Origin of the sequence: Pseudonocardia sp. WMMC193, assembly GCF_021728735.1 — a bacterium.
GTDB classification, from domain to species: Bacteria; Actinomycetota; Actinomycetes; order Mycobacteriales; family Pseudonocardiaceae; genus Pseudonocardia; species Pseudonocardia oroxyli.
In genome coordinates, this window is the sequence record NZ_JAKKDO010000003.1 from 1,663,926 (window position 1) to 1,688,667 (window position 24,742).

The 24,742-nt window shown below is 74.2% G+C and carries 20 protein-coding genes; 9 read left to right on the forward strand and 11 right to left on the reverse strand.

Annotated features, from left to right (window positions below; genetic code table 11):
• Positions 1-14: 14 nt before the first annotated feature.
• The 6 genes from L3X23_RS09440 to L3X23_RS09465 all read right to left on the reverse strand — a co-directional run bounded on the left by L3X23_RS09440 (position 15) and on the right by L3X23_RS09465 (position 6,208).
• Complete coding sequence (locus tag L3X23_RS09440; protein WP_237191810.1) at positions 15-1,970, reverse strand: VWA domain-containing protein; 1,956 nt, start codon at positions 1,968-1,970, stop codon at positions 15-17.
• Complete coding sequence (locus L3X23_RS09445; RefSeq protein WP_237191812.1) at positions 1,963-3,363, reverse strand: ATP-binding protein; 1,401 nt, start codon at positions 3,361-3,363, stop codon at positions 1,963-1,965. Before L3X23_RS09445 ends, L3X23_RS09440 begins: the two co-directional genes overlap by 8 nt.
• 121 nt (positions 3,364-3,484) lie before the next feature.
• The gene (locus L3X23_RS09450; protein ID WP_237191814.1) at positions 3,485-4,387 is read right to left on the reverse strand and encodes a M56 family metallopeptidase; all 903 of its coding nucleotides are present in this window, start codon (positions 4,385-4,387) and stop codon (positions 3,485-3,487) included.
• Between the two features lie 29 nt (positions 4,388-4,416).
• The gene (locus tag L3X23_RS09455) at positions 4,417-4,758 is read right to left on the reverse strand and encodes a BlaI/MecI/CopY family transcriptional regulator (protein ID WP_093077648.1); all 342 of its coding nucleotides are present in this window, start codon (positions 4,756-4,758) and stop codon (positions 4,417-4,419) included.
• Between the two features lie 54 nt (positions 4,759-4,812).
• On the reverse strand, positions 4,813-5,256 hold the full coding sequence (locus L3X23_RS09460; RefSeq protein ID WP_237191819.1) for a L,D-transpeptidase: 444 nt from the start codon (positions 5,254-5,256) through the stop codon (positions 4,813-4,815).
• Positions 5,257-5,476: 220 nt separating this feature from the next.
• On the reverse strand, positions 5,477-6,208 hold the full coding sequence (locus L3X23_RS09465) for an enoyl-CoA hydratase (protein WP_237191828.1): 732 nt from the start codon (positions 6,206-6,208) through the stop codon (positions 5,477-5,479).
• Positions 6,209-6,323: 115 nt separating this feature from the next.
• Between L3X23_RS09465 and L3X23_RS09470 the strand changes: the two genes are divergently transcribed.
• Entirely contained in the window at positions 6,324-7,760 is a 1,437-nt protein-coding gene (locus tag L3X23_RS09470) for an MFS transporter (RefSeq protein WP_237191830.1), read from the forward strand.
• On the opposite strand, the gene L3X23_RS09475 is transcribed toward L3X23_RS09470, so the two are convergent.
• A complete protein-coding gene (locus tag L3X23_RS09475) occupies positions 7,748-9,892 on the reverse strand; it encodes an FUSC family protein (RefSeq protein WP_237191832.1) in 2,145 nt (714 codons plus the stop codon). The genes L3X23_RS09470 and L3X23_RS09475 overlap by 13 nt on opposite strands.
• Before the next feature lie 65 nt (positions 9,893-9,957).
• Here L3X23_RS09475 and L3X23_RS09480 point away from each other — a divergent pair, with 65 nt between their 5' ends.
• Complete coding sequence (locus L3X23_RS09480) at positions 9,958-11,499, forward strand: FAD-dependent oxidoreductase (protein WP_237191835.1); 1,542 nt, start codon at positions 9,958-9,960, stop codon at positions 11,497-11,499.
• A 7-nt stretch (positions 11,500-11,506) separates the two neighbouring features.
• Positions 11,507-13,096 carry a bifunctional 3'-5' exonuclease/DNA polymerase gene (locus tag L3X23_RS09485; protein WP_237191837.1) on the forward strand — a complete coding sequence of 530 codons (1,590 nt, stop codon included), beginning with the start codon at positions 11,507-11,509 and terminating at the stop codon, positions 13,094-13,096.
• On the opposite strand, the gene L3X23_RS09490 is transcribed toward L3X23_RS09485, so the two are convergent.
• Complete coding sequence (locus L3X23_RS09490) at positions 13,081-13,944, reverse strand: SGNH/GDSL hydrolase family protein (RefSeq protein ID WP_237191839.1); 864 nt, start codon at positions 13,942-13,944, stop codon at positions 13,081-13,083. The genes L3X23_RS09485 and L3X23_RS09490 overlap by 16 nt on opposite strands.
• 102 nt (positions 13,945-14,046) lie before the next feature.
• Here L3X23_RS09490 and L3X23_RS09495 point away from each other — a divergent pair, with 102 nt between their 5' ends.
• Positions 14,047-14,505, forward strand: coding sequence for a pyridoxamine 5'-phosphate oxidase family protein (locus L3X23_RS09495; RefSeq protein WP_237191841.1), 459 nt, complete (start codon positions 14,047-14,049; stop codon positions 14,503-14,505).
• A 21-nt stretch (positions 14,506-14,526) separates the two neighbouring features.
• On the opposite strand, the gene L3X23_RS09500 is transcribed toward L3X23_RS09495, so the two are convergent.
• Complete coding sequence (locus L3X23_RS09500; RefSeq protein WP_305080925.1) at positions 14,527-15,501, reverse strand: acyl-CoA dehydrogenase family protein; 975 nt, start codon at positions 15,499-15,501, stop codon at positions 14,527-14,529.
• A gap of 19 nt (positions 15,502-15,520) precedes the next feature.
• Positions 15,521-16,681: an acyl-CoA dehydrogenase family protein gene (locus L3X23_RS09505; protein ID WP_308116886.1), complete on the reverse strand. Its 1,161-nt coding sequence runs from the start codon at positions 16,679-16,681 to the stop codon at positions 15,521-15,523.
• A 96-nt stretch (positions 16,682-16,777) separates the two neighbouring features.
• On the opposite strand from L3X23_RS09505, the gene L3X23_RS09510 reads away from it, so the two are divergent.
• Complete coding sequence (locus L3X23_RS09510; RefSeq protein ID WP_237191843.1) at positions 16,778-18,250, forward strand: NAD-dependent succinate-semialdehyde dehydrogenase; 1,473 nt, start codon at positions 16,778-16,780, stop codon at positions 18,248-18,250.
• 81 nt (positions 18,251-18,331) lie between these two features.
• On the opposite strand, the gene L3X23_RS09515 is transcribed toward L3X23_RS09510, so the two are convergent.
• The gene (locus L3X23_RS09515; protein ID WP_237191845.1) at positions 18,332-19,858 is read right to left on the reverse strand and encodes a lipopolysaccharide biosynthesis protein; all 1,527 of its coding nucleotides are present in this window, start codon (positions 19,856-19,858) and stop codon (positions 18,332-18,334) included.
• Between the two features lie 178 nt (positions 19,859-20,036).
• Here L3X23_RS09515 and L3X23_RS09520 point away from each other — a divergent pair, with 178 nt between their 5' ends.
• Genes L3X23_RS09520 through L3X23_RS09535 form a run of 4 tightly spaced genes read left to right on the forward strand, consistent with a single transcriptional unit; the run spans position 20,037 to position 24,392 of the window.
• Entirely contained in the window at positions 20,037-21,164 is a 1,128-nt protein-coding gene (locus L3X23_RS09520) for a Gfo/Idh/MocA family protein (RefSeq protein ID WP_237191847.1), read from the forward strand.
• Positions 21,161-22,159, forward strand: a complete 999-nt coding sequence (locus L3X23_RS09525; RefSeq protein ID WP_237191849.1) for an NAD-dependent epimerase/dehydratase family protein — start codon at positions 21,161-21,163, stop codon at positions 22,157-22,159. Before L3X23_RS09520 ends, L3X23_RS09525 begins: the two co-directional genes overlap by 4 nt.
• Before the next feature lie 11 nt (positions 22,160-22,170).
• On the forward strand, positions 22,171-23,286 hold the full coding sequence (locus L3X23_RS09530) for a DegT/DnrJ/EryC1/StrS aminotransferase family protein (RefSeq protein WP_237191851.1): 1,116 nt from the start codon (positions 22,171-22,173) through the stop codon (positions 23,284-23,286).
• A complete protein-coding gene (locus L3X23_RS09535; RefSeq protein ID WP_237191854.1) occupies positions 23,283-24,392 on the forward strand; it encodes a DegT/DnrJ/EryC1/StrS aminotransferase family protein in 1,110 nt (369 codons plus the stop codon). Before L3X23_RS09530 ends, L3X23_RS09535 begins: the two co-directional genes overlap by 4 nt.
• The last annotated feature ends 350 nt before the right edge of the window (positions 24,393-24,742 follow it).

The window sequence follows — 24,742 nt, forward strand, 5'->3', positions numbered from 1 at the left end:
CTCCATAATGCCTGCTAGCTGCGGCGTTTCAGATAGTCCGCCACGACCTCGGCGCCCAGGCCGTCGACGGTCGGGTTGACCACGCGACCGCCGACCCGCTTCGCGAGGCCGTCCATGAACACCGCCAGCCGCGGGTCGTCGCCCAGGACGAAGAAGGTGAACTTCGCCCGCAGACCGGAGAGCTTGTCGAGCTCGCCGATGGTGGCCCGCAGCGTGTACGGGCTGGGCGGGTAGTCGAAGTACGCCTCGCCGTCCGGCTCCAGGTGCGCGGTGGGCTCGCCGTCGGTCACGACGAGGACCACCGGGGTGGCGTCCGAGTTCTTCCGCAGGTGCTGCCCGGCCAGCAGCAACGCGTGGTGCAGGTTGGTGCCCTGCGCGTACGCGCCCTCCAGACCCACCAGCTCCCCGAGCTCGACGGACTGGGCGTGCCGCCCGAACGTCACGAGCTGGAGCGCGTCCCCGCGGAACCGGGTGGAGATCAGCTGGTGCAGGGCCAGTGCGGTGCGCTTCATCGGCACCCAGCGGCCCTCGGCCACCATCGACCACGAGGTGTCGACGAGCAGGGCGACCGCCGCGCGGGTCCGCTGCTCGGTCTCGACGATCTCCACGTCCGTCACGTCGAGGTCCCGGGTGTCCCCGGACGCCTTGCGCAGCTGGGCGTTGAGCAGCGTCCGCGGCACCGACCAGCTCTCGGTGTCGCCGAAGGCCCACGGCCGGGTCGCCCCGGTCGCGTCCCCGGCCGCACCGGCCCGACGGGTGTCCCGTTGGCCGTTGCGACCGGACAGCTGCTCCGCGACGTCCCGCAGGATCGACTGCCCCAACCTGCGCAACGCCTTGGGCGACAGCAACAACGTGCCGTCCGCCGCCCGCTCGAACAGGCCCTGGCGCTGCAGCTCGCGCTCGAGCTGGGCCAGCGTGCGCGCGTCGACGTCCGCCTGCTCGCCGAGCATCTCGGTGAGCGCGTCCAGGTCGATGTCGTCCAGCCGCGCGCCCGGGTAGCTCTGCGCGAGCTGTTCGGCCAACGCGTCGAGCTGCCCCAGCTCCTCCAGCGCCCGGGTCGCCTCGCCCATCCCCATCGGGTTGTCGCCGCGGAAGCGCCCCGAGCCGTCCCAGTCCTCGCCCGGCCGCAGCCCCTGCAGCATCGAGTCCAGCCGGGACATCTGCTGCGCGAGGCGGGGGTCGCCGAAGGCCTGCTGCGAAAGCTCCATCAGCTCGGCCCGCTGCTCGGCGGACATCGAGTTGAGCATCCGCTGGGCGGCGGCGGACCGCTGCGCCAGGGTGTCGATCAGCTCGTCGGTGTTCTGCGGGTTCTCGGGGAAGAAGTCCCCGTGCTCGCGCATGAACTCCTGGAACTGCTCGGTGGTGTCCTGCCCGTTCGCGTGGTTCTCCAGCAGGGAGTTGAGGTCCTCCAACATCGAGTTGATCCGCTCGACGTCCTCCGGGGTGGCCCCCTCGAGCGCCTGCTTCATGCCCTCGAACCGCTGGTCCATCAGCTCGCGTCCGAGCAGGTCCCGGATGTCCTCGTAGGCCTGGCGGGCCTCCGAGGACCTCCAGTCGTAGGACCCCAGCTCCCGCACGGCGCCACCGGTGTCGGACGGCAGCGCGTCGAGCTGCATCTCCCGGAAGCGGGCGTCGTCGGAGTCCTCGTTCCCCAACGCCTCCCGCTCGGCGTCCATGGCGCGCTGCAGCAGCTCGCGGACCTCCTGCAGCGTGCCGTCGATCCGGTTGTCCCGCTGCAGGTTGCGGCGCCGCTCCCAGACCTGCCGGGACAGCTCGTCCAGCCCGCGGTTGCCGTCGAGTCCCCGGCGCAGGAGCTCCTGCAGCGCCTGGCGGGGCGAGGACCCCTCCATGACGTCCCGGCCGATCTGGTCCATCGCCGACCGGATGTCGAACGGAGGGGCCAACGGGTCCGGCCCGCCCGCGTAGGGCCCGTAGGCGTACCGACGTCGTCTGCGCCTGGGATCAGCCATATTCCACCGTGTCGCCGTCGTCGGTCTCGTCCTTCGCCAGCTTGCGGGTGAGGAAGAGGTATTCCAGGGCCAGCTCCGCGGCCGACGCCATCGGGCCCGGGTCCTCGGTCCCCTCGGCCCCGAGCCGGGTCGCGACCTCGGTCAGCACCGGGACCGTCGGCAGCTTGGCGACGACCTCGGCGGCGGGCACCCGCTCGCCGGTGCGGACCGGGTGGGTCGCCACCGCGTCGGCGAGCCCGCCCAGGTCGACCCCGCGCAGCGCGAACCGCGCGGTGTCGGCGACGGCGCGGCGCAGCAGGTGCTCGAGGATCTCCTCCTCGCGCCCCTCCTCGCCGGACTCGAACTCGATCTTGCCGCGCAGCACGGCGGGCACGGCCTCCAGGTCGACGGGCCGGGCGTAGGCCCGCGTCTCGCCGACGAGCGCGGCGCGGCGCAGGGCCGCCGCCGCCACCGTCTCCGCGGCGGCGACCGCGAACCGGGCGGACACGCCGGACGCCTGGTCCACGGCGCTCGACTCGCGCAGGTGCCGGGTGAACCGGGCGACGACCTCGATCAGGTGCCGCGGGACCTCCGCGGCCAGGTCCGCCTCCTGGACGACCATGGCGACCTCGTCGGCCACCTCCAGGGGGTAGTGCGTGCGCACCTCGGCGCCGAAGCGGTCCTTCAGCGGGGTGATGATCCGGCCGCGGTTGGTGTAGTCCTCGGGGTTCGCGGAGGCGACCAGCAGGATGTCCAGGGGCAGCCGCAGCGTGTAGCCACGGACCTGGATGTCCCGCTCCTCCATCACGTTGAGCAGCGCGACCTGGATCCGTTCGGCCAGGTCGGGGAGCTCGTTGATCGCGACGACGCCGCGGTGCGCGCGCGGGACGAGCCCGAAGTGGATGGTCTCGGGGTCACCGAGGGAACGGCCCTCGGCGACCTTGACGGGGTCGACGTCGCCGATCAGGTCGGCGACGGCGGTGTCCGGGGTGGCGAGCTTCTCGGTGTAGCGCTCCGAGCGGTGCACCCAGGTCACCGGCAGGTCGTCGCCCAGCTCGGCGGCCCGCGCGATCGACAGCGGGGCGATCGGGTCGTAGGGGTGCTCGCCCAGCTCGGAGCCCTCGATGACGGGGGTCCACTCGTCGAGTAGTCCGACCAGGGAGCGCAGCAGCCGGGTCTTGCCCTGACCGCGCTCGCCCAGCAGGACGACGTCGTGCCCCGCGATCAGGGCCCGTTCCAGCTGGGGGAGCACGGTGTTCTCGAAGCCGACGATGCCGGGCCACGGGTCGGTCCCCGTGCGCAGGGCGGTCAGCAGGTTGTCACGGATCTCGGTCTTGACGCCCTTGAGCTCGTGTCCCGAGCTGCGGAGCGCGCCGAGGGTGCGGGGGAGATCGGAAGGTGCGGTAAGCGGCACCCGATCCACGCTACGCCCGCGAGGTGATTACCGCGCAACACTTCTGCGGCGCCTCCGGCGCTCGTGCGTGGTAAGTGGTGCTCAGGCACCACTTACCACGCACGGGCGCCGCAGGCGCGGGTCACAAGAGCAGCAGGACCGTCGGGACCGCGACCAGCGCGACCGCGACGAGCCGGACGCCGGCGCGGGCCGCGAGCGGCAGGGGTGAGGGGTGCGCGGAGATCCGCTCGATCCGGGCTTCGAGGGCGTCGGTGAAGGACGACAGCGCCGCGGCGGGAGCGCTGCCCCCGACGGTCTTCAGGGCGCCGACGAGCTCGTGCGGCTCGGACTTGCAGGCCGCGACGTCGTCCGCCCGCATCTCGATCAGCTCCGCCACGGCGACCTGCGCGCACTCCATGCCGCGCACGAACGGCGCCGTGGCGCCCCACGCGACGAAGGGCAGGACCACCAGATCGTGCCGTTCCCGCAGGTGGGACCGCTCGTGCGCGAGCACGGCCCACACCTCCTCGGGCTCCAGCGCCTCCAGCACGCCCGCCGAGACGACCAGCCGCGAGCTGCGCCCCGGCAGGCAGTACGCGACCGGCTGGGGATGGTCGAGCACGCGGGTACCGGGCGAGTCCGGCCACGGGGTGGCCAGCACGTCGAGCAGGTCGCGGTGCCTGCGCCGGGCCCGCACGGTGCGCCAGTACATGGTGCTGAGCACCCAGAGCAGCCGACCGCCCACCACCACGGAGGCGGCGAAGGCGATCACGTGCAGCGCGTCGAACCGGTCCGGCCACCGGCCGTCGTTCCACTCCCGCACCAGCGTGCCGACGGCGTCGGGGAGGGAGGAACCGAGGGGCGAGAGGCCGTAGACGATGCCGCAGCCGACGAGCGAGAGCCCACCCGCGAGGCCGATGGCCTGCCAGACGAGGAGCGCGCCGACCGGGTCCCGACGGGTCCAGCGGGCCCGCGCGAACGCACGGCTGACCGGCTCGGCGAGCACGACGCCGAGCACCAGGAGACCGAGCGCAGCGAGCGCCATCGCTCCATCATCCCGGACGGGGACCGTGCTCAGTCCAGCAGGTCCCGCAGCTTGCGACGCTCCTCGCGCGGGATCGAGCCGAGGAAGCGCGCGAGGGCGGCGCCGCGGTCGGGGGCGCCGTCGAGCGCGTCGTTCATCAGCTCGGCCACGTGGTCCTCCCGCGAGGCGGTGGGACGGTAGTGATGCGCCCGGCCGTCCCGCGTGCGGACGACCAGCTGCTTGCGCTCGAGCCTGCCGAGCACGGTGAGCACGGTCGTCGTGGCCAGCTCGCGGTCGGCCAGCGCCTCCTGGACCTCGCGCGCGGTCAGCTCACCCGCCCCGGCCCACAGGACCTCCATGACAGCACGTTCCAACTCACCCAAGCTCGGCACGCCTGCGATTCTACTACCGGTAGAACCCCTACGACGGACGAACTGAGGGTGACCTCAGGTGACCTGTACCTCGTCGCCCACCTGGAGGTAGGCGAACCAGGCCTTCGCGTCCGCCTCGTCGAGCTTCACACAGCCCGCCGACGGCGTGTCCTGGCGACCCTCGTGGAAGGCGACGCCGCCGTCGGCGAAGAAGACCGAGTACGGCATCTGGGTCAGGTACTCGCGGCTGGTGTACTGCTCGGCCTTCCACTGCACGTGGAAGGTGCCGCGCGGGGTGGGGTCCTCGTCGTCTCCGGTCTGCACGGAGACCGGTCCGCGGACGATCGCGCCGTGGCCGTCCATCAGCCAGGCGGTCCGGCCGTCGACGTCCACGCAGGCCTTCGCCGTCGCGGTGCAGGGGGTGGCACCGGTCGGGTACGTGCGGGGTGCCGAGGTGGGCGCCGCACCGGCCACGCCGATCCCGAGCGAGGCGACCAGGGCCACCGCAGCACCCGTCACCGCACCGACCGTCCATCCGCGCGCCCTGCGCATCTCCACCGCCTCTCACCCCCGTGCTTCACGGGGCAACGACCGGTAGACGCGCGGGATGTCGGGAGGTGGCCTCGTCCGGTCACCGTGGGTGCAGGTCGAGACCTTCGAGTGAGGTACGGACCACAGAGTGGCGACGCACCGTCACCGTCACCCTCCGAACGGCCTAGCGGCCGAGCCGCCGATCGACTCAGCGGCCCTCGAACGCCGGCGCCCGCTTCTCGGCCCGGGCCGCCCGACCCTCGGCCAGGTCCGCGCTGGACCAGCACGCCGCGAACGCCCCGGTCAGGACGGGGTCGGACGCGGCCAGGTCGACCCGGTCCAGCACCTGCTTGTTGTAGGCCAGGGTGAGCGGAGCGAGGCCGGCGAGCTCCGCGGCCCAGGCGTGGGCCTCCGCCGGGCTGCCGAGGCGGTCGACCAGACCGCGGGCGTGCGCGAGCTCGGGCCCGACGGTCTCGCAGCCGATCAGGACCGACCGGGCCAACGCTCCCCCGGCGAGCTGCTCCAGCCGCCGGATCGTCCACGGGTCCACGGCCACGCCGAGCCGGGCCGTCGGCACCGCGAAGCGGGCTCCCTCCGCGGCGACGCGCAGGTCGCAGGCGATCGCGAGCTGGGTGCCGCCGCCGATGGCGGGCCCGTTCACGGCCGCGACGACCGGCACCGGGAGCGTGAACACGGCCTGCAGGGCGGCGTAGAGCGCCGTGGTGAAGTGGTCGCCGTAGACCTCGCCGAAGTCCGCGCCGGAGCAGAAGCTCGTGCCGCTACCGGTGACGACGACCGCCCGCGCCCGCTCGGCCCGCACCTGCTCGACGGCCGCGACGATGCCCTCGCAGGTCTCGACGTTCAGCGCGTTGCGCCGCTCGGGGCGGTCCAGCTCGATCGTCCCGACCCGGTCGTCCCCGACCCGCACGTGCACGGCCACGGCCACTCCTCGCCCTCTGCTCGCCCGTCCCGGCCTGCCGCCACCGCGCCCACGGGCACGACGGTGCCGCTGCGGGCCTCACCGATGATCGACGGCCGAGCGTACTGTGCGCGACATGGCCGACACCGGGCTCCGCCTCGGCACACCCGCGGGGCGCTGGGTGGTGTTCGGCACCGTGCTGGGCTCCAGCCTCGCGATGCTCGACGGCACCGTCGTCAACGTGGCGCTCGCGCACATCGGCGAGGAGCTGGACGCCGGGTTCTCCGGGCTGCAGTGGACGGTGAACGCGTACACGCTGGGGCTCGCCGCGCTGATCCTGCTCGGCGGGTCGCTCGGCGACCGGTTCGGGCGCAGGCGGGTGTTCGTGATCGGCGTCGTGTGGTTCGCCGTCGCCTCGGCGCTCTGCGCGTTCGCCCCGACGATCGAGACGCTGGTGGCGGCCCGGGCGCTGCAGGGGGTGGGCGGGGCGCTGCTCGCCCCGGGCAGCCTGGCGATCATCTCCGCGTCCTTCCACGGCACGGACCGCGCCGCGGCGGTCGGGGCCTGGTCGGGGCTCGGCGGCATCGCCGGTGCGGTGGGCCCGTTCCTCGGCGGCTGGCTCGTCGAGTGGACGTGGCGGGCGGTGTTCCTGATCAACCTGCCGCTGGCGGTGCTGGTGGTGTGGGTGGCGCTGCGGCACGTCCCCGAGTCCCGGGACCCGGCCGCCGCGCCGGGACTCGATCTCACCGGGACCGTCGCGGCGGTCGTCGGCCTCGGCGGGCTCACGTGGGGGCTCACCGAGGGGAGGTGGCCCGTCACCCTGGTCGGGGTGCTGGCCCTCGTGGTGTTCGTGCTGGTGGAGCGGCGGTCGCGGCACCCGCTGGTCCCCCCGACGCTGTTCGCGAGCCGGGTGTTCACCGCCGCCAACGTCGTCACACTGCTGCTCTACGCCGCCCTCGGCACCCTGTTCCTGCTGCTGGTGCTGCAGCTGCAGGTGGTCGCGGGGTTCCCGCCCGTGCTCGCCGGTGCCGCGCTGCTGCCGGTCACGGTGTTGATGCTGCTGTTCTCGGCCCGGTCCGGGGCGCTGGCGCAGCGGATCGGGCCGCGCCTGCCCATGACCGTCGGGCCGCTGGTCGCGGCGGTCGGAGTGCTGTTGCTGCTGCGGATCGGGCCGGGCGCGTCCTGGCTGCTCGACGTGCTGCCGGGGGTCCTGGTCTTCGCCGTCGGGCTCACGCTCACGGTCGCGCCGCTGACCGCCACGGTCCTCGACGCCGCACCCGACCGGTACGCGGGCGCGGCGTCCGGGGTCAACAACGCGGTCGCGCGGTCGGCGGGGCTGCTCGCCGTCGCGGTGATCCCGGGGCTGGCGGGGATCGCCGGGGCCGACTACACCGACCCGGCGACCTTCGACGCCGGCTTCCGCACGGCGCTGCTGATCACCGCCGGGCTGCTGGCCGCCGCGGGCGTGCTCGCCGCCCTGACCGTGCGCACCGCCGTCGGGGACCCCGACCGCATCCCGTTGGAGACCTGCGCCCACTGCGGCGTCTCGTCACCCCAGAGCTATCCCCGCTGACCGCTCGTCCCCGCGGGCACGCCCGCGAGGTCGTCGACGAGGCGCACGACGACCTGGTCGATGCGGCGGACCAGCCGGGCGGCGGTCAGCATCGCGGTCCGCCGCGCGGGATCCTCGGTGGTCGCGGCGGCGGCCTCGGCCTCGTCGACCAGCTGCTCGGCGGAGCGCACCTCGGGCGTCTGCTCGGCGAGCACCTCACCGAGGGCCGCGAGGTTCGCCCGGACCGCCGCGACGGCCGGGTCGAGCGCCGTCCACTCCGGCGCGACGAGCCCGTCGGACAGCCGTGCGAACGACCGCGCGTAGTGGTCCACGGCCGTCAGCACCCGCAGCGCCCGCTGGTAGCTGCCCCGTCCGCGGCGCCGCGGCAGCGGGCTGTCCAGCGGTCTCGCCCGCTCGCGCAGCACCTTGAGCTTCTCGTCGGCGACCCGGGCCAGCTCGACCGGGACACCGGCGGCGGGTCGGCCGAGGAGGCGGTCGGTGGTCGCGGCCAGGGTGTCGTCCAGGGCGTCGACGGTCTCGTCGAGCGCCTCGCGGAAGGCCTCCCGCGTGTGCTTGGGCAGCACGAGGAACCCGGCGAGCGCCCCGAGGGCCCCGCCGACGGCCGTCTCGACCACCCGCAGGACCAGCGTCTCGACGGAGAACTGGCCGATCACGCCGTAGAGCAGCGCGAGGACGGCGGTGATCCAGAAGGCGAGCAGGCCGGTGGAGATCCGGACCAGGTACAGCGCCAGGAACACACAACAGGCCAGCAGCACCAGCGAGACGACGACGTGGCCGCCGACCAACAGCGCCAGGCCCATCCCCGCGACCACGCCGCCGACCGTGCCGACGAGCCGCTGCCACCCTCGGGTCAGGACGTCGCCGCGGCTCGCGGTCCCGGCGAACACCACGAACGCCGCGATCACCGCCCAGTACCACCGGGCGGGCGAGACCAGCTCCCCCGCGACGATCGCCAGGCTCGTCGCGACCCCGACCTGCACCGCCTGCCGGGTGGAGAGCGCGAGCCCCTTCGGCCCGTCGGTGGTCTCCTCCTCCGGCTCGGCGTCCTGGTCCACCTCGACCGGGGCGGGCGGCGGATGGTCGCCGCCGCCCTCCAGGGCGTCGGCGAGGCGGACCACGGCGAACGCGAGGCGCTGCTCGCGGGGCCGGGCGCCGCCGTGCTCGGCGGCCAGCGGGTCGACGCTGCGCCGGGCACCCGCCAGCGCGATGGCGCGGCTGTCGTCCGGGATCCCGGTCGCGGTCCCGGCCGCGATCCCGCGCGCCCCGGCGATCAGCGCCCGCCGCACCTCCGGTTCCAGGGCGCCCGGGCGGGCGGGATCGTCCGCCAGCCTGCGGGTGGACACGGCGAGGCGCTCGGCCGCCAGCTCGAGATCGGCGAGCTGCAGCTCGCGGGACTCGTCCGCGGGCCGGTCGAGCCGGTCGAACTGGTCGGCGACCTGCAGCATCGTGTCGTTGAGCCGGGTGCGGCGGCGGGCGACGTCCCGCAACGCGTCGTCGATCTTCGCGCGGTCCTGCGCGGGGGCCTCCAGGACGTCGACGACCGCGAGGGCGAGCGCGTGCACGTGCGCCCGCAGCGCCACCGTCAGGCGGTCCAGGATCTTCTCCGGGTCGTCGGCGAACACGAAGCCGCGCAGCAGCAGCGTCGACCCGATCCCGACACCCACCGCCGCCAGCAACCACGGCAGCTGCTCCGGGCGGGCCTGCAGGAACTGCGTGAAGAAGTAGGGCATGAACAGCGCCATGCCGAGCGCGGTGCCGCGCGCGCCGAACCGGCGGACGACCACCGCGACCATCATGACCAGCACGAACACCACGTCGGACACCGTGCGGTGCTCCACCAGCAGCGTCCCGACGACCGTCGAGGCCGCCGCGGGCAGCACCATCAGCGCCGTCGTGACGCGGCGGCGCCCCAGCTCCGGCTCGGTGACCGACAGGTTGCTGACCATCGCCAGCACGGCGGCGAACAGCACCACCGTGATCGGCTGGCCGGACAGCGCCCGCACCCCGGACATCAGCAGGACGGCGAGGGCCATCGCCGCCGTCGCGACCCCCGCGAACCGCAGCCGCCCCCACCCGGGGTCCACGCCCGTCGCCCAGGTCCGCAGCTCCCCGACCCACGCCCGCCCCCGCACCGCGGGAGTATCGCAGCAGGCGGGTGCGCGGAGGTTCTGTCGGTGGGGCTTCCTAGGGTGGACCCGTGCCCCGCACCCTCCCCTGGCGCCGCGCGCCCCTCGTCCTGGTCCCCGGTCGGCCGCACCTGCCGCGGCGGGTGCCGGAGGGGACCCGTGCGGTGGTCGTCGGTGGCGGGATCGCGGGGATCTCGGCCGCGGTGGTGCTCGCCGAGCGCGGCGCGCGGGTCACCGTGCTGGAGGCGGCCGAGTTCCTCGGCGGGCGGCTCGGGGCCTGGTCGCACACGCTGCCGGACGGGTCGGCGCAGGTCGTCGAGCACGGTTTCCACGCCTTCTTCCGCCACTACGACACCTGGCGGGCGATCCTGGCCCGGGTCGGCACGCCGCTGCGCCCGGTGGTGGGCTACCCGGTGATCTCCCGCCGCTGGCCGGCGGAGGACCTCGGGTCGCTCCCGGCGGCCCCGCCGCTCAACCTGCTGGCGCTGTTCGCCCGCTCACCCAGCCTGCGGCTGCGCGAGATCGCGGGGGCGGACGCGGGCCTCGGCCTGGCCCTGCTCGCCCACTCCCCCGCGGACACCGCCGCCCGGTTCGACGACCTGTCCGCCGCCGAGTTCCTCCGCGGGCTCGGGGTGTCCGACCGGGCCCGGGAGATGCTGTTCGAGGCGTTCGCCCGGTCCTTCTTCTGCGACCAGTCCGGCCTGTCCGCCGCCGAGCTCGTCGCGATGTTCCACTACTACTTCCTGGGCAACCCCGCGGGCATCGGCTTCGACGCGCCCGCCGAGGACCACCGCACCGCGATCTGGGATCCGCTGGCAGGCTACCTGCGCGAACGGGGCGCGGACCTGCGGCTCGGGGTGCGGGTGGACGGGCTCGAGCGCGTCGGGTCGGGCTGGCGGGTGCGGTCCGGGTCGGAGCCGGAGTCGGAGTCGGAGTCGGAGACCGTGGACGCGGAGCACGTGGTGCTCGCACTCGATCCCGGCGGTCTGCGCACCCTGCTGGCCCGGTCGCCGGTCGCCCCGGACCTGGCCCGGCGGGCGGCGGCGCTGCAGCTCGCGCCCCCCTTCGCGGTCACCCGGCTGTGGCTGGACCGCCCGGTCCGGCCGGACCGGGCGGTGTTCAGCGCGGTCTCCGGCGAGCCGACGCTGGACTCGGTCACGATCTACTCCCGGCTGGAGGGCGAGTCCGCGCGTTGGGCCGCCCGCACCGGCGGGGAGATCCTGGAGCTGCACTCCTACGCCTGCACCGCGCCCACGGCGGGCGAGGCGACCCGCCGGATGCGCGCCGAGCTCGCCGCGCTCTGGCCGGAGACGGCGCAGGCGCAGGTCGTCGACCTGGTCGAACGCTCCGAGGCGACGGCGCCCGCCTTCCCCCCGGGCAGTGCGGGCACCCGCCCCGGCGTGCGCACGGACGCCCCCGGCATCCGGGTCGCCGGGGACTACGTGGAGTGCCCGCACCCGTCCGGCCTGATGGAGCGCGCCGCGATGACCGGGGTGCTCGCGGCGAACGACGTCCTCGGCGCGGTCGGCGCCGCACCCGAGGAGATCCGGGGCATCGCCGAGCGCGGCCTCCTCGCGGGCCTCCCGGTGCACCGCCTCCAGCGCCGGCGCTGAGGGTCACATGACCCGCGCGGCGGTGGAGGCGACCGAGGGCGGGGCGCTGGTGCAGGAGCTCGGGCCGAGCGGAGAGGCCGCGGGCCCGCCGCGCCATCTCCCGTTCGCGCAGCTCGCGGAGCTGCGGGTGGACCGCTGGGTGTGGCGACACCACCGCACCTACCGCACGCTGCTCGCGCACGGGGTGCGGATCGGGCGGGCCCACGACGTCGAGCTGGTGGAGGGCCTGCTCGTGGGTGCGGACGGGGGGTTCGGCGCGCCGCACGGGCTCGCCGCGGCGGTGGCCCGGCTGCGCGGCGAACCCGTCACCGCCGATCCGGAGCCCGCGGAGGCCGACGAGCGGCCCGCCCTGTTCGGCCGCGAGGAGCCCGACCCGTTCGCCACGCTGCGGGACGTGGTCGAGGTGCACGCCGCCCAGCGGGCCCGGCTCACCGACCCGCGGTTCCGGATGCTCGCCGCGGCCGAGTCGGCGGGCGGGATCGTCGCCGAGGAGATGCGTGCCGCGGGCCTGCCCTGGCGCCGGGACGTGCACGACGCCCTGCTCACCGAGGCCCTCGGCCCCCGCCCCTTCGGCTGGGCGCGGCCGCCGCGGCTGGCCGCGCTCGCCGCCGAGGTCGACGCCGCGTTCGGCCGCCCGGTCAATCCCGACTCCCCCGCCGAGGTGCTCGCGGCGTTCGCGCGCGTCGGGGTCGAGCTGCCCAACACCCGGTCCTGGGTGATCAAGAAGGTGGACCATCCCGCCGTCGCCCCCTTGCTGGCCTACAAGGACCTGGCGCGCCTGCACGCCGCCCACGGCTGGGCCTGGCTCGACACCTGGGTGAAGGACGGGCGGTTCCGGCCGGAGTACGTCGTGGGCGGGGTCGTGTCGGGGCGCTGGGCCTCCCGGGGCGGCGGGGCGCTGCAGATCCCCAAGACCGTCCGGGCGGCCGTGCGGGCGGACCCCGGGCACGTGCTGATCGCGGCGGACGCGGCCCAGCTGGAGCCGCGGATCCTCGCCGCGATGGCGGGCGACCGGGCGCTCGCGCAGACCGCCGCGGCGACCGACCTCTACACCGGCCTGGCCACCGAGCTGTTCGGCGCGGAGACCGCCCGGGGGCGGGTCAAGCTCGCCGTCCTGGGGGTGATCTACGGCCAGACCTCGGGGGACGCCGCCACCCACCTCGCCCTGCTGCGCCGTCGGTTCCCCGCCGCGATCGCCGTGGTCGAGGACGCCGCCCGGGCGGGCGAGGAGGGCAGGCTCGTGCGGTCCTGGCTGGGCCGCACCTGCCCCGCCGCGCGGCCGGGGGACGAGGAGCCCGCCCGGGCCCGGGCCCGCGGCCGCTTCACCCGCAACTTCGTCGTGCAGGGCACGGCCGCGGAGTGGGCGCTGATCCTGCTCGCCGAGCTGCGCAACGCCCTGCACCGCGCGGGCAACCCCGCTCGGCTGGTGTTCTTCCAGCACGACGAGGTGCTGCTGCACGCCCCGGTGGACGCGGCCGAGGAGGCCGCCGGGCTGATCCAGCAGGCGTCGGACACCGCGACCCGCACGCTGTTCGGCGAGACCGAGGTCCGGGTCCCGCTGGAGGCGAACCTGGTGGACTCCTACGCCGACAAGTGAGCGCGCGTGAGGGTGTCGAGCACCGCGGCGCCCATCGCCTGCATGCCCTGGGCGTTGGGGTGGGCCGGGGCCGCGGGGGCGGTCGGGAGCAGGCCCTCGATCCACTTCACGCCCGGGACCTGGCACATGTCGTGGCCGATCGTCGGGGTGTAGGTGTCCACGAACGTCACGCCCGCGGCGTCGGCCTGCGCCTCGAGGGTGGCGTTGAGGGACTTCTCGACCCCGCGCAGCCAGGCGACGTCCCCGGGGCTGAACGGGACGACCGGGAAGCACCCGGGGCCCTCGTCCGGCAGCAGGGCGGGGTAGCCGACCAGCGCGACCGTCGCGTCCGGCGCGCGCGACACGATCGCCGCGAGCGCGGTCGCGACCTTCTCCCCCGCGACGGAGATGCGCTCGTCCAGGGTGGTGCCGTAGGAGTCCTTGCAGCCGGCGCCCAGCGGGTTCAGCGGCGAGGTCAGGGCACAGCGCTGGATGATGTCGGCGAACCCGATGTCGTTGCCGCCGATCGTCAGGGTGACCAGGTCCTCGTCGCCGGTGAGGGCGTCGAACTGGGGCGGGGCCTGGCCCAGCACCACGTTCTGGGGTGCGGTGAAGTCGTCGGTGGTGGCGCCGCTGCAGGAGACGTCGACGAACTCCGCCGCGCCGATCCCGGCCGCGACCACGGAGGGGAAGTTCTGCCCCGACCGCAGGCAGCCCGGCGGGAGGCCGCCCTGCGGCGGGATGAGCGGCCCGGCGCTGTAGGAGTCCCCCAGTGCCACGTAGCGGCCCGGCGTGTCCGCCTGCGCGACGCCCGCGACCAGCGCGGATCCGGTGAGCAGCACGGCGAGGACCAGGGCGACACGACGCATGCGGGGCCTTTCGACTTCGGGGAGCAGTCGGAGGCTAACGACGCCCGATCACCCTGGGTTGCACTTCCACCCCAACGGGTCCACTGGCCTAGGGTCGGGAACATGAAGACCCAGCGCCGGGGCCGCGCCATCGCCATGTCCGACGACGAGCGGGACGCCTTCCTCGCGGCCGAACGCACCGTCCGGGTGGCGACCAACGGCACCCACGGCCCGCACGCGACCCCGCTCTGGTTCCACTGGGACGGCGCGGCGATGTGGCTGACCTCGCTGACCCGCGCGCAGCGCTGGAAGGACCTGCAGGCGGACCCGCGGATCGGCGCGGTCGTCGACGCGGGCGAGGCCTACACCGAGCTGCGCGGCGTCGAGATCCGCGGGCGGGTGGAGCCGGTGGGCGAGATCCCGCGGACCGGCGAGCCGAACCCCGCGCTGGAGGCCGTCGAGCAGGCGTTCGCGGACAAGTACTCGGGCGGCCAGGTCGTCCGAGACGGCAAGCACGCGTGGCTGCGCCTGGTCCCCGAGAAGATCACCAGCTGGGACTTCCGCAAGATCCCCGCCTCCTGACGGAGGCGGGGATCCGCTGGGCTACGGGGTGCCGGTGAGCAGGGCCCAGAGCCCGTCGGGGCCCGCCTCGACCGCCCGCGCCCCGACGAGCCCGTTCCACCGGGACTCGCTCCCGTCCTCGTCCCGCCACGCCCACAGCCGCGTAGTGGCCAGGCGGAGCGCGTGCTCACGGGTGAAGCCGATCGCGCCGTGCACCTGGTGGGAGATGCGCGCGACCTCGCCCGCCGCCTCGCCGCAGCGCGCCTTGGCCGCGGCGACCGCGAGCGCGGCCTCGGGGAAGCCGAGCCGCTGCGCCTCCCCCGCCGCCGCGGCCGACGCGGCCTCGGCCGCCGCCACCTCGGCGCCGGCGAGCGCGAGGGTCTGCTGGATGGCCTGCAGCTTCGCGATGGGGCGGCCGAACTGCACGCGCTCGGTCGCGTAGCGGACCGACATCGCGAGCGCCGCGCGGGCCGCCCCCGCGAGCAGCAGCGACCGGCCCAGCGCCGCCCGCAGCGGGAACTCCACGGCCACGGTCGACGGCGCGGTGCCCTCCGCGACCACCCGCGCGCCGACGAGGGTGTCCCGCGGCTCCTCGGCGACGTTCGTCCCCTCGGTGACCTGCGCGGATGCGGGGTCGACCAGCGAGACCTGGTCCCCCGCCAGCACGACCACCCCGCCGACCGCCCGCCCCCACGGGACGCGGTGCAGCGTGTCGGAGCCCTCGTCGACGGCGACGGACAGCGGCCCGGTCGGCACCTCCAGCGCGGCGGCGTGCAGCAGCCACGCGGCGAGCTCGGTCTCGACGAGCGGCACCCGCGCCGCGTACTGCCCCGCCGCGGTGGCGACCGCGACCCAGTCGGCGAGCGTGCCGCCGGATCCCCCCGCCTCCTCGGGCAGGGTCAACCGGGCGAGCCCGGTCTGCTCCAGGGTCTTCCAGAGGCCCGCGTCGAGCCCGGTGGCCTCGACGTCCCACGCGTCGGCGAAGACCTGCTCCGCCATCTCCCGGACCTCGCTCATCGCACTCCCTCGCTTGCACTCATCGCAGCCCCAACCCTCGCGCCGTGATCCCCCGCAGGACCTCGTTCGTCCCGCCCCGCAGTGTGAAGCCGGGCGCGTGCAGCACTGCCTCGGCCAGCAGGCGGGCGTAGCCCGTCCCGCCGGGATCGGGCGCCGTCGGCAGCAGCGTCCGGGCGGCGTCGATCACCTCGTTCTCGAAGCGGGTGCCGAGGTCCTTCACCACCGCGGCCGCCAGCTCCGGCGCCTGCCCCGCCTCCAGCGCGCCCGCGATCGCGAGCGACATGCGCCGCAGCGTCCAGTACCGCGACACGAGCCCGCCCAGCCGCTCCTCGTCGACCTGGTGCGCCTCCCGCAGCAGGGCGGTGAGCAGCGGGAACGTCGACAGGTAGCGCTCCGGGCCGGACCGCTCGAAGGCCAGCTCGGAGGTGACCTGGTGCCAGCCCTGCCCGATCTCCCCCAGCACCCGGTCGTCCGGGATGAAGACCTTGTCGAACACGACCTCGTTGAAGTGGTGCGCCCCCGTCAGCAGCGGGATCGGCCGGATGGTGACGCCCGGCGAGTCCAGCTCCACGATCAGCTGCGACAGCCCCGCGTGCCGGTTCTTCTCGTCCTTCGGCGACGTCCTGACCAGCGCGAAGAAGGCGTGCGCGCGGTGCGCCCCGGACGTCCAGACCTTCGTGCCGGTCAGCTCCCAGCCGCCGTCGACCTTGTCGGCCCGAGAGCGCACGGACGCGAGGTCCGATCCCGAGTCCGGTTCCGACATGCCGATGCCGAAGTACACCTCGCCGCGCGCGATGCCCGGCAGGAACGCCTGCCGCTGCTCCTCGGTGCCGAACCGCAGCAGCGAGGGCCCGATCTGCCGGTCGGCGATCCAGTGCGCCGCCACCGGCGCGCCCGCGGCCAGCAGCTCCTCGGTCACGACGTACCGCTCCAGCGCGCCGCGGCCGTGCCCGCCGTACTCCGGGGGGATCGTCATCCCGAGCCAGCCGCGCGCGGCCAGCTCCTTGCTGAACCGCTCGTCCCACCCGGACAGCCAGGTGTCCGCCCGGGGGCGCCACCGGTCCGCCGCCAGCTCCTCGGCCAGGAACGCCCGCACCTCGGCGCGCAGCGCCGCCACCCGCTCCGGCAGCTCCACGGGGGGTGGGACGAGCGGGGGGACCTTCGCCATCGTGTCCGTCACCCCCTCTTCCTAGACGAACGATCGGTGCCGCGCAGCACCGTGTTCCCTGGAGCACCGTTCCTGCGGCTCCGGGTCTCGGATGGCAGCATCGGCGTCATGGGTAACGCCGATCTGGAACGCAAGGTGCTCGACTCCGTCCCCACCGGCCTGCTCATCGGGGGGCGGTGGCGACCGTCGTCGTCCGGGGCCACCGTGAAGGTGGAGGACCCGTCGACCGGCGCGGTCTTGGCCGAGGTCGCGGACGCCGCCCCCGAGGACGGGCTGGCGGCGCTGACCGCCGCGCACGAGGCGCAGGCCGACTTCGCCGCGCTGGCCCCGCGGGAGCGCAGCGACATCCTGCGCCGCGCCTTCGAGGCGATGCTGGCCCGGCAGGAGGAGCTGGCCCTGCTGATGACCCTGGAGATGGGCAAGCCGCTGGCCGAGGCGCGCGGTGAGGTCGCCTACGCCGCGGAGTTCTTCCGCTGGTTCGCCGAGGAGGCCGTGCGGATCGACGGCGGGTTCGCCACCGCCCCCGCGGGCGGCAGCCGGTTCCTCGTGATGAAGCAGCCCGTCGGGCCGTGCGTGTTCATCACGCCGTGGAACTTCCCGCTGGCCATGGGCACCCGCAAGATCGGTCCCGCGCTCGCCGCGGGCTGCACCGTGGTGATCAAGCCCGCGCCGCAGACCCCGCTGTCCATGCTCGCGCTCGGCCGGATCCTGCTCGATGCGGGACTCCCGGCGGGCGTGCTCAACATCGTCACCGCCACCGACGCGGGCGGGGTGATGGAGCCGGTGATCCGGGACGGCCGGGCGCGCAAGCTCTCCTTCACCGGCTCGACGGGCGTCGGGAAGATCCTCCTCGAACAGTGCGCCGACAAGGTGCTGCGGACCTCGATGGAGCTGGGCGGCAACGCCTCGTTCCTCGTGTTCGAGGACGCGGACCTGGACAAGGCCGTCGAGGGGGCGATGCTGGCGAAGATGCGCAACATGGGCGAGGCCTGCACCGCGGCCAACCGCCTCTACGTGCAGCGTTCGGTGGCCGACGAGTTCGCCGCGAAGCTCGGCGAGCGGATGGGTGCGCTGAAGGTCGGGCGCGGCACCGAGGACGGCGTGCAGGTCGGGCCGCTGATCGACCGGAAGGGCCTGGACAAGGTGGTCGACCTCGTCGGGGACGCCGTCGCGCACGGGGCGCGGATCACCGTCGGCGGCGAGCGGGTCGACGGGCCGGGCTACTTCTACCCGCCCACGGTGATCACCGACGTGCCGCAGAGCTCGCGGCTCAACCACGAGGAGATCTTCGGCCCGGTCGCGCCCATCTCGGTGTTCGACACGGAGGAGGAGGCGCTCACCGCCGCCAACGCGACGGAGTTCGGGCTGGTCAACTACGTGTTCACCGAGAACCTGAACCGCGCGCTGCGGGTGGCGGAGAAGCTCGAGTGCGGGATGGTCGGGCTGAACACCGGCCTGGTGTCCAACCCCGCGGCGCCGTTCGGCGGGACCAAGGAGTCCGGCCTGGGCCGGGAGGGCGGCACCGTCGGCATCGACGAGTTCCTGGAGCTCAAGTACGTGGCGATCGGCGGCCTGCAGTAGCCGCACTGTGGAGCCACGACTGTCGTGTCGGGGGGCCGATTCGACAGTCGTGGCTCCACAGTGCGAGCCGGGGCCTGGAGGTCAGGCCTCTTCGATCTTGATGACCCGGGGTTTGGGGCCGCCCGGGCGGATACGCGGCCAGACGAGCACCGCGATCGCGCAGAGGGCCTGGCTCACCGCGTAGCCGATGGCGACGGGGAGCAGCTGGTCCACCGGGTGGCTGCCGTCGGCGTTCGCCGGTCCGATGGGGGTGAACAGCGCGACGGCGATCACGAACGCCGTGCTGATCAGCTGCAGCCGGGCGAAGCCGAACCCGTCGTGCAGCGCCTGCCGGACGCCCAGCTCGTGGCTGATGATCAGGCGGGCCACCATGCCGACCAGCAGCACGCGCAGCACGTCGGCGGCCTCGGCGTAGCCCGGACCGAACAGCGACAGACCCAGGCTCGCTCCGGCGATCCCGATCACGATCATCGGCAGGAAGATCACGTACAGCCTGCGCCGGGACGCGCGGATGTGGTCCTTCGCGTTCTCGGGGTCGCGGGCGAGCTGCGCCGAGAGAGACTGCATGAACCGCTGGCAGGCGATGTCGATGACCATCACGGCCTGCCAGGCGATGAAGAACGCGGCCCCCGTGGCCCCGCCGAACCGCTGCGTGACGATGACCGTGACCTGGTTGAACAGCAGCACGGTGCCCCAGTGGGCCAGCGTGGTGGGTCCGAGGAACCGCGCCGCCTCCCGGCGGGTCGGCAGCCACTCCTGGTCGGACATCCGCGCGAACTTGCGGGTGTAGACGCCGCCCACGACGGCGCTGCCCACCGTCCACAGCACGATCGGGACCACCCAGGACACCACGACGCCGAACGGGCCGAGCGAGGCGCCGAGCGCGACGAGCAGCCCGATCCGCGCCACCGCGAACGCGATGTTGCGCCACGAGGCCCACCACGTCTTGCCGACGGCGATGAGGCTGAAGTCGTGCACGCCCCACAGTCCCCAGCCGATGGCCGCGGCCAGGAACATCAGCCCGCCCGCCCACATCGGCAGGTACTCGCCCGCACCGGTCTGCGCCATCAGCGGCTCGAGCAGGACGTAGATCAACCCGACCAGCGCGCAGGACGGGATGATGACGAGGTGGCTGCGCCAGAACAGCGTCGACGCCTTCTTCCCCGAGCGGGGCATCCACAGCATCATCGCCGAGTCGAGGTTCAGCTGCGCCACGCCTGCGACCAGCAGGAACGCCGAGACGAACGCCGACGCGTACCCGACCGCCTCCTGCGGCATGATCCGCGCCGCGATCAGCCAGCTGATCAGCCCGGCGACCGAGCCGACCGCTCCGGAGATGGTGAGCGACAGGCCGTCGTTCAGCGCCCGTCGACCCGAGCCACCCGACGACGAGCCCAGGTCCTTGCCCATCTCGGCGGGCGGCACGGCATCGTCTCCGGCGGCGCCACCCGGCCGGTCCGCGCGACGTCCACCGTCGTCGTCGCGCAGCGGGGCGGGGCCGCTCGGGAGCCGGATCGGACCGGTCGGGGGGTCGTCGGACTGGGCCCCGTTGCGGGTCGCGAACCAGCCGGAGAATGCGGAGCCCGTCTCGGCGTCCTGTCGTCTCACTGCGGCCCGCGGCGGGGGGCGTACCTGGCCGATGTCATGGCGCCGCAGTCTAACGAGGCGTCCTGAACGCCCGCTGAGCGCCCGCGGGGACCGGCCCGAGTGATCATCCGGCTCTTTTGTAGGGTCGCTTCGTTGCGCCACGTCAACGGATCCGAGGGGGGCCACCACGGTGGAGTCAGTGAGTCCGATCGGGATCGCGGTCGTCGGCGGCGGCTACTGGGGGCCGAACCTGGTCCGCAACGCCCAGCAGACGCCGGGTCTGCGTCTGCAGTACCTGTGCGACCTGGACGCCGACCGGGCCCGCGCCGTGCTGGGCGACTACTCCACGGTGCAGATCGCCACGTCGCTGGACGACGTGCTGGCCGACCCCGCCGTGCAGGCCGTGGCGATCGCCACCCCTGCCGCGACCCACTTCTCGGTGGGCATGCAGGCGCTCGAGGCGGGCAAGCACGTCCTGATCGAGAAGCCCCTCGCGCCCTCCTACGACCAGGGCAGGCAGCTCGTCGAGGCCGCCGAGCGGCTCGGCCGGGTGCTGATGGTCGACCACACGTTCTGCTACACCTCCGAGGTCCGCCACATCCGCGAGACCGTGCGCAGCGGACGGCTCGGGGACCTGCAGTACCTCGACTCGGTGCGGATCAACCTGGGCATCGTGCAGCCGGACGTCGACGTCCTCTGGGACCTCGCCCCGCACGACCTCTCGATCTTCGACGCGATCCTCCCGGACGACGTGGTCCCGGTCTCGGTCGCCGCGCACGGCTCCGACCCGGTGGGGGCCGGGCACGCCTGCGTCGCGCACCTCACCCTGCGGCTGTCCAACAACGCTCTCGCGCACGTGCACGTGAACTGGCTGTCCCCCACCAAGATCCGGACGTTCGTGGTCGGCGGGTCCAAGCGCACGATCATCTGGGACGACCTCAACCCCACCCAGCGGCTGTCGGAGCACGACCGCGGCGTGGAGCGCAACGACGAGCTCGCGGACTCCGATGCCGACGTGCGCGGCCGCAGGCTCGTGTCCTACCGCACCGGGGACACCGTCGCCCCCGCGCTGGCCAACCTGGAGGCCCTGCGGTCGGTCATGGTCGAGTTCGCCGCGGCCATCGCGGAGAACCGGCGCCCGCTCACCGACGGTTTCGCGGGCCTGCGGGTCCTCGCGATCCTCGAGGCGGCCTCCGAGAGCCTGGCGAAGGACGGCCAGTCCGTCCCGATCCGGGCGGTCCAGCAGACCCCGCGCGAGACCGCCGGGGTCATCGAGAACGTGGCGACCACGATGGCCCAGCGCGGCCGTGGAGAGGTGACGGTGTGACCGCCAGCGAGAAGGCAGCCCAGCCGGTTTCCGGCCAGAAGATCCTGGTCACGGGCGGTGCGGGCACCATCGGCTCGACGCTGGTGGACCAGCTCGTCGAGGCCGGGGCCGCCGAGGTCGTGGTCCTGGACAACCTGGTGCGTGGGCGTCGCGAGAACATCGCCGCCGCCCGGGAGCGGGCCGGGGACCGGCTCACCCTGGTCGAGGGCGACATCAACGACCTCGGCGTCGTGCGGGAGCTGACGGCGGGCAAGGACCTGGTGTTCCACCTCGCCGCGCTGCGCATCACCCAGTGCGCCGAGCAGCCGCGGACCGCGCTCGAGTCGCTGGTGGACGGCACGTTCTCGATCATCGAGCAGGCCGCCGAGGCGGGCGTCAAGAAGGTCGTGGCGAGCTCGTCGGCGTCGGTCTACGGGCTGGCGGAGGAGTTCCCGACCACCGAGCGCCACCACCCGTACAACAACGACACCTTCTACGGTGCCGCGAAGGCGTTCAACGAGGGCATGCTGCGCAGCTTCCACGCCATGAAGGGCCTGGACTACGTCGCGCTGCGCTACTTCAACGTCTACGGCCCGCGGATGGACGCCTACGGTGTGTACACCGAGGTGCTGATCCGCTGGATGGAGCGCATCCAGCGCGGCGAGCGTCCGCTGATCTTCGGCGACGGACTGCAGACCATGGACTTCGTGCACGTCCACGACATCGCGCGGGCGAACGTGCTCGCCGCGCAGGCCCCGGTCACCGACGACGTCTACAACATCGCCACCGCCCAGGAGATCTCCCTCGCGGGCCTGGCCGACGCGCTGCTGAAGGCCATGGACTCCGATCTCACCCCCGAGTTCGGCCCGGCGCGCCAGGTCAACGGCGTCACGCGGCGACTCGCGGACATCTCCGCCGCCGCCCGCGACCTCGGCTGGAAGCCCACCATCGGCATGGACGAGGGCCTGCGCGGCCTCGTCGCCTGGTGGAAGCAGGAGACGGGGGTGACCGCCTGATGATCCCGGTGATGAAGCCGCTCCTCGGCGAGGAGGAGGCCCAGGCCGTCGCGGCCGCCGTCACGTCGGGCTGGGTCGCTCAGGGGCCACGGGTCGCGGAGTTCGAGAAGGCGTTCGCGGCCCACGTGGGTGCGGCGCACGCGATCGCGACCTCGAACTGCACCACGGCGCTGCACCTGTCCCTCTACGTGCTGGGCGTCGGCCCCGGGGACGAGGTGGTCTGCCCGTCGTTCTCCTTCATCGCCACGGCGAACGCGATCCGCTACTGCGGCGCGACCCCGGTCTTCGCGGACGTCTCGCCAGAGACCGGCAACCTGACGCCCGCGTCGGTCGCCGCGGTGCTCACCGACCGCACCAAGGCCGTCCTCGTCGTGCACCAGGGCGGCCAGCCCGCGGACGTCCCCGCGCTGCGCGAGGTGTGCCGCGACATCCCGCTCGTCGAGGACGCCGCCTGCGCCGCGGGCGCGACCCTCCACGGGGCACCCGTCGGCGCCGGAGCCCTGCTCGCGGCGTGGTCCTTCCACCCCCGCAAGCTGCTCACCACGGGCGAGGGCGGCATGGTGACCACGGACGACGCCGAGTGGGCCGCCCGGATCCGTCGGCTGCGCGAGCACGGGATGACCGTGTCCGCCGCGGACCGGCACGCCGCCGGGTCGACGGTGGTCCTGGAGGGGTACGCCGAGACGGCGTTCAACTACCGGATGACGGACATGCAGGCCGCGATGGGCCTCGTCCAGCTCGGCAGGCTGCCGAGGATCGTGGCGCAGCGCCGCGCGATCGCCGCACGCTATCGCGAGCTGCTCGAGCCGCTGGGCCTGCGCGCGGTCACCGATCCGGCGCACGGCACGGGCAACTACCAGTCGTTCTGGGTCGAGCTGCCCGAGGGCGCCGACCAGCTCGCCGTCCTGGAGTCGCTCGCCGGGGCGGGGGTGTCCGCGCGGCGCGGGATCATGGCCGCGCACCTGGAGCCCGCGTACGCGGGGCACCCGCACGGGCCGCTGCCCGTCACCGAGCACCTGACCCGGAACACGATCATCCTGCCGGTGCACCACGAGGTCGGCGAGGCCGAGCAGAAGCTCGTCGTCGACGCGCTCGCCTCGGCGCTGAACCTGCAGGGAGCGGCATGAACGCCGGACCCGTGCCCCTGGTCGACCTGGCGGCCCAGCACGCCGAGGTGGCCGCCGAGGTCGCCGCGGGCTGGGAGCAGGTCCTGGCCCGCACCGCGTTCGTCGGCGGTCCCGCGGTCGCGGCGTTCGAGGCCGAGTACGCCGCGTACTCGGGTGTCGAGCACGTCGTCGGGGTCGCGAACGGCACCGACGCGCTCGAGCTCGCCCTGCGCGCGCTCGGCATCGGCCCCGGCGACGAGTGCATCGTGCCCGCCAACACCTTCATCGCGACGGCCGAGGCCGTCGCGCGCGCCGGTGCGGAGATCGTCCTCGTCGACTGCGAGCCCGGCACCGCCCTGATCGACGTCGACGCCGCCCTCGCCGCGGTGACCGAGCGGACCCGCGCGGTCCTGCCGGTGCACCTGTACGGCCAGGTCGCGGACGTGGCCCGGCTGCGCGCCGAGCTCCCGGCCGAGGTCCGGATCGTCGAGGACGCCGCCCAGTCGCAGGGTGCCCGCCGCGACGGGCGCCGCGCGGGCGCGATCGGCGACATCGCGGGGACCAGCTTCTACCCGGGCAAGAACCTGGGCGCCTACGGGGACGCGGGCGCGGTGCTGACGAACTCGGCCGAGCTCGCCGACCGGGTCCGGCTGATCGGGGCGCACGGCTCCCCGCGCAAGTACGAGCACACGGTCGTCGGGGTGAACAGCCGCCTGGACACCCTCCAGGCCGTGGTGCTCAGCGCGAAGCTCACGCGCCTCGATGCGTGGAACGCGCTGCGCCGCGAGGCCGCCGCCCGCTACGACGCCCTGCTCGCCGACCTGCCCGTGGTGACCCCGACGGTCACCCCCGGCAACGAGCCCGTCTGGCACCTCTACGTGATCGAGGTCGACCGCCGCGCCGAGGTCCTGGCCCACCTGAACGCCAACGGCGTGGGCGCGGGCATCCACTACCCCACCCCGGTCCACCTCACCGAGGCCTTCGCGACCCTGGGCAAGGCGGGCGAATTCCCGGTCGCCGAGGCCATGGCCGACCGCATCCTCAGCCTCCCGCTGTACCCGCAGATCACCGCGGAGCAGCAGGCGTGGGTCGTCGAGGTCCTCCGCTCCGCCCTGTCCGCCGGCTGACCGCGGACCGCGGGACCCCGGCGGGGGCGGCGGGATGGCGGGATGGCGGGGCGCTCAGGTTCCTGATCGTCCGTCGCCCAGCCCGTCCGCCGCGCCTCGGACCCGACGGGGGCTCCGCCACGCGAAGCCCAGGTTCCTGACGGTCCACCACCCCGACCATCCGGCCCGCCTCCGACCCGACAGGGGCACCGGCCCGCGAAGCCCAGGTTCCTGACGGTCCGGCGCCGTGGCCATCCAGCGCGCCCCGGATCCGACCGGGGCTTCCCCTCACGAAGCCCAGGTTCCGGACCATCCAGCACCCTGACGATCCAGCCCACCTCGGACCCGACGCGGGCAGCGGCACACGAAGC

Bases quoted from the DNA above. Each gene is read 5' to 3' on its own strand.
- L3X23_RS09450 (WP_237191814.1), bottom strand. From the start codon at position 4,387: ATGGCGCTCGCTGCGCTCGGTCTCCTGGTGCTCGGCGTCGTGCTCGCC.
- L3X23_RS09500 (WP_305080925.1), bottom strand. From the start codon at position 15,501: ATGAGCGAGGTCCGGGAGATGGCGGAGCAGGTCTTCGCCGACGCGTGG.
- L3X23_RS09440 (WP_237191810.1), bottom strand. From the start codon at position 1,970: ATGGCTGATCCCAGGCGCAGACGACGTCGGTACGCCTACGGGCCCTAC.
- L3X23_RS09485 (WP_237191837.1), top strand. From the start codon at position 11,507: ATGACCCGCGCGGCGGTGGAGGCGACCGAGGGCGGGGCGCTGGTGCAG.
- L3X23_RS09490 (WP_237191839.1), bottom strand. From the start codon at position 13,944: ATGCGTCGTGTCGCCCTGGTCCTCGCCGTGCTGCTCACCGGATCCGCG.
- L3X23_RS09535 (WP_237191854.1), top strand. From the start codon at position 23,283: ATGAACGCCGGACCCGTGCCCCTGGTCGACCTGGCGGCCCAGCACGCC.
- L3X23_RS09530 (WP_237191851.1), top strand. From the start codon at position 22,171: ATGAAGCCGCTCCTCGGCGAGGAGGAGGCCCAGGCCGTCGCGGCCGCC.
- L3X23_RS09470 (WP_237191830.1), top strand. From the start codon at position 6,324: ATGGCCGACACCGGGCTCCGCCTCGGCACACCCGCGGGGCGCTGGGTG.
- L3X23_RS09510 (WP_237191843.1), top strand. From the start codon at position 16,778: ATGGGTAACGCCGATCTGGAACGCAAGGTGCTCGACTCCGTCCCCACC.
- L3X23_RS09495 (WP_237191841.1), top strand. From the start codon at position 14,047: ATGAAGACCCAGCGCCGGGGCCGCGCCATCGCCATGTCCGACGACGAG.